General features: G+C 66.4%; 11 protein-coding genes. 7 read left to right on the top strand and 4 right to left on the bottom strand.

What is annotated here, in order from left to right; translation table 11 throughout:
• Window positions 1-66 precede the first annotated feature (66 nt).
• From MUU56_RS30355 to MUU56_RS30340, 4 genes are all read left to right on the top strand, one after another.
• Window positions 67-840, top strand: coding sequence for an L-iditol 2-dehydrogenase (locus MUU56_RS30355; RefSeq protein WP_245082233.1), 774 nt, complete (start codon window positions 67-69; stop codon window positions 838-840).
• A 56-nt stretch (window positions 841-896) separates the two neighbouring features.
• On the top strand, window positions 897-2,381 hold the full coding sequence (locus tag MUU56_RS30350; protein WP_245082231.1) for a mannitol dehydrogenase family protein: 1,485 nt from the start codon (window positions 897-899) through the stop codon (window positions 2,379-2,381).
• Between the two features lie 79 nt (window positions 2,382-2,460).
• A complete protein-coding gene (locus MUU56_RS30345; RefSeq protein ID WP_245082229.1) occupies window positions 2,461-3,153 on the top strand; it encodes an HAD family hydrolase in 693 nt (230 codons plus the stop codon).
• Window positions 3,153-4,736 (top strand): FGGY-family carbohydrate kinase, encoded by a 1,584-nt coding sequence (locus tag MUU56_RS30340; RefSeq protein ID WP_245082227.1) that lies wholly within the window; start codon window positions 3,153-3,155, stop codon window positions 4,734-4,736. The genes MUU56_RS30345 and MUU56_RS30340 overlap by 1 nt, the downstream gene beginning before the upstream one ends.
• Before the next feature lie 332 nt (window positions 4,737-5,068).
• Here MUU56_RS30340 and MUU56_RS30335 read toward each other — a convergent pair whose 3' ends face one another.
• Entirely contained in the window at window positions 5,069-5,863 is a 795-nt protein-coding gene (locus MUU56_RS30335) for a response regulator (RefSeq protein ID WP_245082226.1), read from the bottom strand.
• 152 nt (window positions 5,864-6,015) lie between these two features.
• Between MUU56_RS30335 and MUU56_RS30330 the strand changes: the two genes are divergently transcribed.
• The 3 genes from MUU56_RS30330 to MUU56_RS30320 all read left to right on the top strand — a co-directional run bounded on the left by MUU56_RS30330 (window position 6,016) and on the right by MUU56_RS30320 (window position 8,391).
• Window positions 6,016-6,201 carry a NepR family anti-sigma factor gene (locus MUU56_RS30330; protein ID WP_245082244.1) on the top strand — a complete coding sequence of 62 codons (186 nt, stop codon included), beginning with the start codon at window positions 6,016-6,018 and terminating at the stop codon, window positions 6,199-6,201.
• Window positions 6,202-6,208: 7 nt separating this feature from the next.
• A complete protein-coding gene (locus MUU56_RS30325) occupies window positions 6,209-6,763 on the top strand; it encodes an RNA polymerase sigma factor (protein WP_024270843.1) in 555 nt (184 codons plus the stop codon).
• A gap of 122 nt (window positions 6,764-6,885) precedes the next feature.
• Window positions 6,886-8,391, top strand: coding sequence for a sensor histidine kinase (locus tag MUU56_RS30320; protein WP_245082225.1), 1,506 nt, complete (start codon window positions 6,886-6,888; stop codon window positions 8,389-8,391).
• Window positions 8,392-8,422: 31 nt separating this feature from the next.
• On the opposite strand, the gene MUU56_RS30315 is transcribed toward MUU56_RS30320, so the two are convergent.
• The 3 genes from MUU56_RS30315 to MUU56_RS30305 form a co-directional block, all read right to left on the bottom strand.
• Entirely contained in the window at window positions 8,423-8,854 is a 432-nt protein-coding gene (locus MUU56_RS30315) for a hypothetical protein (protein WP_245082223.1), read from the bottom strand.
• Between the two features lie 63 nt (window positions 8,855-8,917).
• Window positions 8,918-9,316, bottom strand: coding sequence for a glycine zipper domain-containing protein (locus MUU56_RS30310; protein WP_245082221.1), 399 nt, complete (start codon window positions 9,314-9,316; stop codon window positions 8,918-8,920).
• A gap of 126 nt (window positions 9,317-9,442) precedes the next feature.
• Window positions 9,443-10,231 (bottom strand): heme ABC transporter ATP-binding protein, encoded by a 789-nt coding sequence (locus MUU56_RS30305; RefSeq protein WP_245082219.1) that lies wholly within the window; start codon window positions 10,229-10,231, stop codon window positions 9,443-9,445.
• Window position 10,232: the final 1 nt, after the last annotated feature.

The raw sequence follows: 10,232 nt of genomic DNA, 5'->3' as shown, positions 1-10,232 counted from the left end.
CACCGTCTTCCTAACGCCAGACGAAACGCGAATCCATCGCTTCGACCAAAACGGGAACGCCAGCCGATGAAACGGCTCGAGGGCAAAAGCGCGCTGATCACTGGGTCGGCGCGCGGCATCGGCCGCAGCTTCGCGGAAGCCTATATGCGCGAGGGCGCGCGGGTCGCCATCGCCGACATCGATATCGGGCGGGCGCAGGCGACGGCAGGCGAGATCGGGCCGGCGGCCTATGCGGTCGAGATGGACGTGACACGGCAGGCGTCGATCGATGCGGCCATCGCGACCTGCGTTAAGGAGGCCGGCGGCATCGACATCCTCGTCAACAACGCCGCGCTGTTCGACCTCGCGCCGATCGTCGAGATCACGCGGGAGAGCTACGACAGGCTGTTCTCGATCAACGTCGCCGGCACGCTCTTCACCCTCCAGGCGGCGGCAAGGCAGATGATCGCGCAGGGGCGCGGCGGCAAGATCATCAACATGGCGAGCCAGGCCGGGCGGCGCGGCGAGGCCTTGGTCGCCGTCTATTGCGCGACGAAGGCGGCGGTCATCAGCCTCACCCAGTCGGCAGGGCTGGACCTCATCAAGCACGGCATCAACGTCAATGCGATCGCGCCCGGCGTGGTCGACGGCGAACACTGGGACGGCGTCGACGCGCTCTTTGCGAAATACGAGAACCGGCCGCTCGGCGAGAAGAAGCGGCTGGTCGGCGAAGAAGTGCCCTTCGGCCGCATGGGAACGGCGGACGACCTGACGGGAATGGCGATCTTCCTCGCCTCGCAGGAGAGCAACTATATCGTCGCGCAGACCTACAATGTCGACGGCGGCAACTGGATGAGCTGAGGCCCGCCATGCGGACCTCGCCTCGCAATAGACCGGACAACCGGAAGGAATGGACCATGACCACGAAACTGTCGCTCGCCACCCTCGATGCGGTCGAAAAGACCGCAGGCGTTCCGGCCTATGGACGCGGCGACCTTGCCGCGGGCATCGTGCATTTCGGCGTCGGCAATTTCCACCGGGCGCACCAGGCGGTCTATCTCGACGACCTCTTCAATCTCGGCCTTGATCATGACTGGGCGATCATCGGCGCCGGCGTGCTGCCGTCCGACGCGGCGATGCGCGACAAGCTGGCCGGCCAGGACTTCTTGACCACCGTCGTCGAGCAGGACAACAACCGCTCCGGCGCGCGCGTCACCGGCGCGATGATCGGCTACCTCGCGCCCGGCAATGCGGCGGCGACCATCGCCCAGCTGGCGGACCCGGCGATCCGCATCGTCTCGCTGACCATCACCGAAGGCGGCTATTTCATCAATCCCGCTTCCGGCGTCTTCGATCCGGCCCATCCGGCGATCGCCGCCGATGCCGCCCAGCCGGCGGATCCCAAAACGGTCTTCGGCCTCATCCTCGCCGGCCTCAAGGCACGCAAGGACAAGGGCATTGCGCCCTACACCGTCATGTCCTGCGACAACATTCCGGGCAATGGCGAGGTGACGCATGCGGCGGTCTCCGGCCTCGCCCGCCTCTCCGATCCCGATCTCGCCGACTGGATCGACGCCAATGTGGCCTTCCCGAACGGCATGGTCGACCGCATCACGCCGGCGACGGGCCCGCGCGAGATCGGCATCGTGGCGGAGGAGTACGGCATCGACGATGCCTGGCCGGTCTTCTGCGAGGAGTTCAAGCAGTGGGTGCTGGAGGATCATTTTCCGCAAGGCCGCCCGGCGCTGGAAAAGGTCGGCGTGCAGTTCGTGCCCGATGTCGCGCCCTATGAGCACATGAAGATCCGCATCCTCAATGGCGGCCATGCGGCGATCGCCTATCCGGCGGCGCTGCTCGATATCCATTTCGTGCACGAGGCGATGGAGGATCCCGACATCCGCGCCTTCCTTGCCAAGCTCGAGCGCGAGGAAATCATCCCCGTCATCCCGCCCGTGCCGGATACAGACCTCAACGACTATTTCTCGCTGATCGAACGCCGCTTCTCCAACCCCAAGATCGCCGACACGATCCCGCGGCTCGCGCAGGACGGCTCCAACCGCCAGCCGAAATTCATCCTGCCCTCCACCGCCGACCGGCTGTCACGCGGCGAGGACGTCATCGGCCTCTCGCTCGTCTCGGCGCTGTGGTGCCACTATCTCGCCGGCACGACGGACAGCGGCAAGGACATCGCCTTCAACGATCCCAATATCGAGCGCATCCGCGCGGCGGCGACGGCGGCCAAGAGCGACCCGGGCGCCTTCCTCGCCCTGAAGGACATCTTCGGCACGGTTGCCGCGTCCGACCTCTTCGCCGGGCGGTTTGCCCATGCGCTCCGGTCCCTCCAGCAGGAGGGCACGCGGGCGACGCTGAAGGCCTATCTGGACGACAGGCTGGTGAATTGAGGAAATCCCCACACATCCGGGGCTTTCCAACGAAGGGAGCAGACAGTACCACGGGGGCCTGACAATGGAACGGGACGTCATGGCCGCCAAACAGACAGAACTGGTGATCTTCGATTGCGACGGCGTGCTCGTCGACAGCGAGCCGATCTCGATTGCGGTGCTGGTCGAGGCGCTGGCCGCGGCGGGCGTCGCGATGAGCGCGGAGGAGGCCCATGAGCGTTTCCTCGGCCGCAGCCTCAAGAGCATGTCGGAAATCCTGCATGCCGATTACGGCCTGGCGATCGATGCGGCCTTTCTGGACGCGATGCGAAAAGTGCTCTACGAGCGGTTCCGCACCGAGCTGCAGCCCATCGACGGCATTGCCGAAACGGTGGACGGGCTCGGCATCGCCCATTGCGTGGCCTCCTCCAGCCAGCTCGAGCGTATCCGCCTGTCGCTTTCCGTCACCGGCCTCATCGACAGGTTCGAGCCGAACATCTTCAGCGCCAGCATGGTCGCGCGCGGCAAGCCGGCGCCCGATCTCTTCCTGCATGCCAGCGCGGCCATGGGCGTCGCGCCCGGCCATTGCGTGGTGGTGGAGGACAGCCCGGCCGGTATCACGGCGGCGAAATCCGCCGGCATGCGGGTGGTCGCCTTCACCGGCGGCTCCCATGCGCGCACGCCGCGCCATCGCGACGCGCTGCTGAGCCTCGGCCCCGACGCCCTGTTTGACGACATGCGGGAATTGTTACAGTTTGTCCGCAAGGAAGAGGCCGGCGGGAAAGAGCATTGATGCGCGATCTGATCGTTGCGGTGGACATCGGCACGGGCAGTGCCCGGGCCGGCGTATTCGACCGGAGCGGCACTCTGCTGGGACGCTCCGAACATCCGATCGCCCTGCGCCGGCCCAGCGTGAACCACGCCGAGCATGATTCGGAGAACATCTGGCAGGCGGCCTGCACGGCGATCCGGGCGGCCCGTGCGCTTGCGGGCGTCGAGGCGGACCGTATCGCCGCGCTCGGCATCGACGCGACCTGCTCGCTCGTCGTCAGGGATACGGCGGGGCGGCCGCTGGCCGTCTCCGGCGGCGAGGAGGCCCGCTGGGACACGATCGCGTGGTTCGATCACCGCGCGCTGGAGGAGGCCGACCTCTGCACGGCGACGGAGCATCCGGCGCTGCTCCATTCCGGGCGTGTCATGTCGCCGGAAATGGAAATGCCCAAGCTGATGTGGCTGAAGCGCCACCGGCCGGAACAATGGGTGAAGACGGGCCATGTCTTCGATCTCGCCGATTTCATGGCGTGGCGGGCGACGGGCGTGAATGCCCGCTCGCGCTGCACGATGACGGCGAAATGGAACTATCTCTCCCATGAAAAACAGCCGTGGAACGACGGTTTCCTGAAGGCGATCGGTCTTGAGGACCTGCGCGAACGCGGCGCGCTGCCGCAGGAGACGCTGGCGGTCGGCGCGGCTGTCGGGCGCCTTGCGCCGGAAGCGGCCGCGGAGCTTGGCCTTGATACCGTCTGCGTGGCGGCGGCCGGCCTCATCGATGCCTATGCCGGCACGCTCGGCGTGCTCGGGCCCTTTGCCGGTGCACCGGAGGCGCTGGAGCGGCAGCTCGCCCTCATCGGCGGCACGTCGAGCTGCATCGTTGCCTTCTCGCGCGAGAAGCGGTTCGGGTTCGGCATGTGGGGCCCCTACTACGAGGCGGTGCTGCCGGGCTGGTGGCTGGTCGAGGGCGGCCAGTCCGCGACGGGGGCGCTGCTCGACCATATCGTGCGCACACACAGCGCGGGCGGCGAGCCTTCGGCGGCGAACCATGCGCGCATCGTCGCGCGCATCCGCGAAATGCAGGCGGAGGAGGGCGAGTCTTTCGCCGCGCGGCTGCATGTTCTGCCGGATTTTCACGGCAACCGCTCGCCGCTGGCCGATCCGCATGCGCTCGGCGTGATCAGCGGCCTTTCGCTCGATGCCTCCTTCGACGGGCTCTGCCGTCTCTACTGGCGGACCTCGGTCGCCATCGCGCTCGGCATCCGCCATATCCTCGAAAAGCTCGGCGCCGGCGGCTATCCGCTCGATACGCTGCATGTCACCGGCGGTCATGTGCGCAATCCGCTGCTGATGGAGCTCTACCGGGATGTCACCGGCTGCCGGGTCGTGGTGCCGGAGACCGGCGATGCGGTGCTGCTCGGGACGGCGATGGCGGCGGCGGTTGCCGGCGGGCTCCATGCCGATCTGCCGGCCGCGGGACGGCAGATGTATCCGGGGAGCAGTACCCTTCTTCCCGATCCCGCCCGCAAGGCCGGTTATGACCGGGATTATCGCCGGTTCCTCGCACTCCACCGGCACAGGGCCGAGCTGGAAGCGATCGACTGACGGCGGCGTGAAAAAAATTCCGACCGGCTGGAACAAAATCGTGCGCTGCGGGTTTTTCTTGCGTCACCGGTCAGCGCATATCCCCCAAATGCGAGGCCCTCGACCGGTGATCGACCACGATACCGTGTCCCCCTCCGGTCCGTGGATACTCAAGCAGCCAGTGTCTCCCAGACGCTGGCTGTTTTCTTTGGTACGTGAGAAGTCCGGGCGAGAAACCCGAGGGTGGCGAGAGTGCCTTCCACTGCCCCAAAATCCAGATAAATAAAGGCGGCGGTGGGCGTGCCTCCCACCGCCGCCGGCCGCGCCGCCGCTGCGGCCGTCCGGGAGCGAGATCAGGCCGCGGCGCGCGCTTGCGGGGTGAAGAGGAGAGCCTGGTTGATGAGTACTTTCACCTGCTCCGGATTGAACGGTTTGGAAACGAGGAAGGCCGGTTCCGGCCGCTCGCCGGTGAGCAGCCGCTCGGGATAGGCGGTGATGAAGATCACGGGAATGTCCGTGCGGGCGAGGATGGAATTGACCGCATCGATGCCGGAGCTTCCGTCGGCGAGCTTCACGTCGGCGAGGACGAGGCCGGGCCGGCTGTCGCTCCAGAGCATTTCGGCCTCGGCCTGCGTGCGGGCGATGCCGGTGACGCGATGGCCCATGCCGTTGACCATGTGGGCAAGGTCGAGGGCGATCAGCGGTTCGTCCTCGATGATCATGATGCCGGTCTCCGCCTGTGCCGCGATTTCCGCGAAGGCGGCGTTGAGAAGGGCGCGGATGGCGCCCACGTCCGCGTCGAGGATTTCCGCGGTCTTCTCGACGGTAAAGCCTTCGACCGTCGCCAGCAGCAACGCCTGGCGGCCGAGCGGGGGCACGCCGGAAAGGTCGAACGGGGCCTCGGTGCCGGGCGTGATGGCGACGGTGCTGCGGCTCACCGAAACGGGCAGAGAGGAAATGATGCGGCTGAGAAGGCCGAAGAGCTTCGCCTTGTCGTCCTCGCCCTCCGGCATGACGGAGGGATCGATGAGAATGGTTTCGAGGGTGGCTGCCACATAGGCGTCGCCGGAAGGCTGCGTTCCGGTGAGGGCGCGGGCATAGCGGCGAAGCGCCGGAAGGTGCGGCCCGATACGGTCGGAAATCGGCATGAGAGTCCCCTGTTTAGAAATTGTTGCAATGGCAGTTGACGGTTTGAACGCGGAAGCCAAATTAAGGTTCCGGTGCCGGGAACTTTTTTTGACGCCGGGCATTTTCACGCCGAATTCGTCGCAAGGCGCAGATGAAAGATGAGAGTGGCACTGTGAACAGCGTGGACAAGAAAAGAGGCGGGAAACGATCCCCCGCGAGCGAAGACCCCAATGCGCAGATTGCGATGAAGCTTCGCGCCTTCTACCATCAGGTACAGGATGAGGCGCTTCCCCAAAGGTTCCTGGATCTTCTCGAGAAACTGGATGCTGTGGAAAGCCGCGTCCAACGGGCCGAGTGAGGATACGATGGATCAGGAACAGACGACGTTCAAGCGGGAACTGCTGGCAGTCCTGCCGAGCCTGCGTGCCTTCGCCATTTCGCTGATCGGCCGGCACGACCAGGCCGACGATCTCGTGCAGGACACGATCATGAAGGCCTGGGCCAAGCAGGAACAGTTCGAGATGGGCACGAACATGAAGGCTTGGCTCTTCACGATCCTGCGCAACGAGCTTTACAGCAAGATGCGCAAGCGCGGCCGCGAGGTGCAGGATTCGGACGGCCTCTTCACGGAGAACATGGCGCAGCATCCCTCGCAGTACGGCTCGCTCGACATGCAGGATTTCAAGAAGGCGCTGGAAAAGCTGCCGGACGAGCAGCGTGAGGCGATCATTCTCGTCGGCGCTTCCGGTTTTTCCTATGAGGAGGCGGCGGAAATCTGCGGCTGCGCGCTCGGCACGATCAAGAGCCGCGTCAACCGCGCCCGCCAGCGCCTGCAGGAGCTCTTGCAGGTGAGCGGGGAAAGCGACTATGGCCCGGATGCGGTTTCGGCGCCGATCACGTCGCGCGCCTTCGCATCCTGACGGAACATCCGCCGCCCGCGATCCTGCGGGCGGCGGGATAAATTGAGGGGGATTGGGGCGAAGAGCGTCCACCGGCGAAAGCCAAGGGTGAAACCGGGCGCGGAATCGCATACCGAAGGCGTATGAAGGACAACGTTCTGACATTATCGTCCGATGTTGCAGCGGTTCTGGACGCTCCAGGCCGCCTGGCGGCGCTCGACGCCGCGGTGCCGGTCTTTCTCGGCCCCGATCCCGATTTCGACGACATCGCCGGCCTCGCGGCGGGGCTCTTTTCCGCGCCGATTTCTCTTGTCACCATTCTCGGTCGCACGGATCAATGGTTCCTTTCGCGTCAGGGCACGCCGGAAATCCGTGCGCCGTCGGAAGATTCCTTCTGCGCGCGCATGATTGCCGAAAGCGCGTCGGAGCCACTCGTCATCGCCGACGCATGCAAGGATGCGCGTTTTGCCCGGCTGCCGAGCGTCAATGGCGAGCCGCACCTTCGCTTTTATGCCGGGGCACCGATCATCGTGGACGGCCAGCCGATCGGCACGGTCTGCGTCTTCGACGTCAGGCCGCGCGAAGGCACCGCCCCGGACCTCGTGCTGCGGCTGAGGCAACTGGCCTCGCTTGCCGGTTCGCTCATCACGCTGAAGGATGAGGCCCGGCGGCGCATGCTGGCCGCCGAGGCGCTTTCGCGTGACGAGAAGCGCCATGCCCTGGCGCTCGATGCGGCCAATGTCGCAAGCTGGCTGTGGGATCTTTCGACGGGCATGGTCTCCGGCAACGAGACCTTCTATCGCATGCTCGGCGTCAAGCCGGCCAGGCCCATGCGGGCGCGCAAGTTCTTCACCGCCGTGCATCCGGGAGACCGCAAGGTCACCATCGGCCGCCTGCGCGATGCGCTCGCCTCGGGCAAGGAATATGACGGTCTCTTCCGGGCCGCCAAATCCGGCCGCTGGCTGCTCGGGCGCGGGCGGGTGCACGAATGGGATTCCGACGGGCGGCCGACGGTGTTCCTTGGCATCAATGTCGATGTCACGGACGGGCAGCTTGCCTCCGAACGCACGCGGCTCCTGCTGCGCGAGCTCAACCACCGGGTCAAGAACACGCTGGCCATGCTGCAGTCGCTCGCCCGACAGACCCTGCGCCAGACGAGCGATCCGGTCGAGTTCATGGATGCTTTCGCCGGCCGCCTGCAATCCCTCTCCGAGGCGCACGGCCTGCTCAGCGACCACGAATGGGGCGTCATCCACCTGAAGATGCTGCTGCAGAAGCAGATCATGCCCTATGCGATCGACTATGACAGCCAGATCGAGATCCACAAGGACGAGGTGGAGCTGGGGCCGGACCAGGCGGTCGGCCTCGGCCTCGTCCTGCACGAGCTTGCCACCAATGCCCGCAAATATGGCGCGCTGTCGGTGCGCTCGGGCAAGGTGGTGATCACCGCCCGCGTGGTGAAGGAAGACGACCAGCGCGTGCTCAACATGACCTGGCACGAGGTCGGCGGCCCGCCGGTCAAGCCGGACGGGCGGCGCGGCTTCGGCTCGGTGCTGATCGAGCGCAGCCTCGACAAGGTCCTTGGCAGCAGCGTGCATGTCGAGTATCTGCCGAAGGGCGTGACGGCGGTCATCCGCATGCCGCTCTGAGCGGCATGCCCTTTCGCGAATATCGGGAAGATCAGTCGTCGTCGCGGCGGGATTTCGGCGCGAGCAGGAAGCCGAGGGCGAGCGCGACGGCGGTCGCGGCAAAGGGCTTCTTCATGGCGACGGTCGTGGCTGCCGCCATCAGGTCGCGGCGCGCGGCCAGCTGCTGGCGGCGGATGCGGCGCAGCTCGCGCTCCCGCTTGTTGCGCATGGCGACGACCGCCAGCACGATAAGGGCGAGCAGCAGGAAGCCGCCGGCGAGGCCGAAGAGCGCCGGCACGGTGCCATAGCGCTGGGCGAGCAGCACGGCGGTGGCGACAACGCCGAGACCATAGGCGGTGACCAGCAGAAGGCCGATCGCAGCGCCGGCGATCGCATTGCGCTTGGCGACGTCCATCGTCTCGTCGACACGGTCGGTGACGCGGGTGACGAGGTTTTGCAGGAGAATGGCCCCCAGTGAAAGCATGCCTTTGACGCTCCGCATAGGAAGGGACGCCGGCTGGCGTCCCGGGATCGTGGGAGGATGGGATCAGCGCCGCAGGAGGGCGGCGAGGAGGAATCCGGCAGCGGCTGCGACACCGAGCGTCGCGAGCGGATGCTCCTTCACCGCCTTGCGGGCGCGGCGGCCGGAATCGCGGTAACGTTCCTGGAACTCGGCAAGGATGTCCTCGCCGGCGGCGATCATGTCGCGGATGTCGCCTTCGGCGCGATCCTTCAGGTCGTGTGCGGCTTCGCTCGCCTGGGCCCTTGCGGCACGGGCCTTCTTGCGGATGCCGCTTGCCCCGCTCGTGGCGTCGTCGGCGAGCAGCTTGGCGAGGGAGGCGATCTCCGCGCGCAGGTCCGCGATCTGCTCCTCGACGGCCTGGGCTTCGTCATGAAGCCCGTTGCGAAGGCTCTTGCTGCGCGATGAAAACAGTCCGGTGGCCATGCCGTTTCTCCTTTTGCGGTCGCCCGCGGATGCGCGGGCCGAACAGCGCTCCACCCCCTTGGCGGAACGGTTTTTCCGTGCAGACAACGGCGACGGGAGCAAAAGGTTCCGTAAGACGCTGGAAAATCAGGCCGAAGCGGTGTGCGGCAGAACGAAGGGCACGCCGGTCGCGGGCACGCCGTTGATGCGCATGCGGCAGCCGAACACCGCCTCCATCGCATCGTCGGTCATTACCTCGGCGGGCCGGCCGGCGCGTTCGATGCGGCCGCTCTTCATCATCACCATGTGGTCGGCGAACATGGCGGTGAGGTTGAGGTCGTGCATGACGGCGATCACGCCGCCGCCGCCTTCGCAGTAGCGCCGGGCGAGGGTCATGATCGTCAGCTGGTGGCGGATGTCGAGGGCGGAGACCGGTTCGTCCAGCATCAGGAAGCAGGGCTCGCCGTCGAGCACGGGTTCCCAGATCTGCGAGAGCACGCGGGCGAGCTGCACGCGCTGCTGCTCGCCGCCGGAAAGCTCCTGGTAGAAGCGGCCGGCAAAGCCCGCGAGATCGACGGCGGCGAGCGCCTCCGCGGTGATCGCGTCGATACGTTCGGCATGGCGGTTCGGGCCGACGGTGAGGCCGAGGCGGACGATTTCGCGCACGGTGAAGGGAAAGGCGATGGTGGCGGCCTGCGGCAGCACGGCGCGCTTGACGGCGAGCTGCCAGGGCTCCAGCGAGGCCAGCGCGTGTCCGTTGATGCTGATCTCGCCCTTGCTGGGCAGTTCACCGGCGACCGCCTTCATCATGGTCGTCTTGCCGGAGCCGTTCGGGCCGACGATGGCGGTCAATTGGCCGGCCCTGGCCTCCAGCGACACGCCGTGCACGATTGTCTTGCCCGAAAGGCTGACCGTGAGGTTTCTTGCGGTGATCATG

The organism is Shinella yambaruensis (assembly GCF_022899355.1).
GTDB lineage: Bacteria > Pseudomonadota > Alphaproteobacteria > Rhizobiales > Rhizobiaceae > Shinella > Shinella yambaruensis.
Note: the sequence above shows the minus strand (reverse complement) of the source record. Positions and strands in the feature narration are given on the sequence as shown.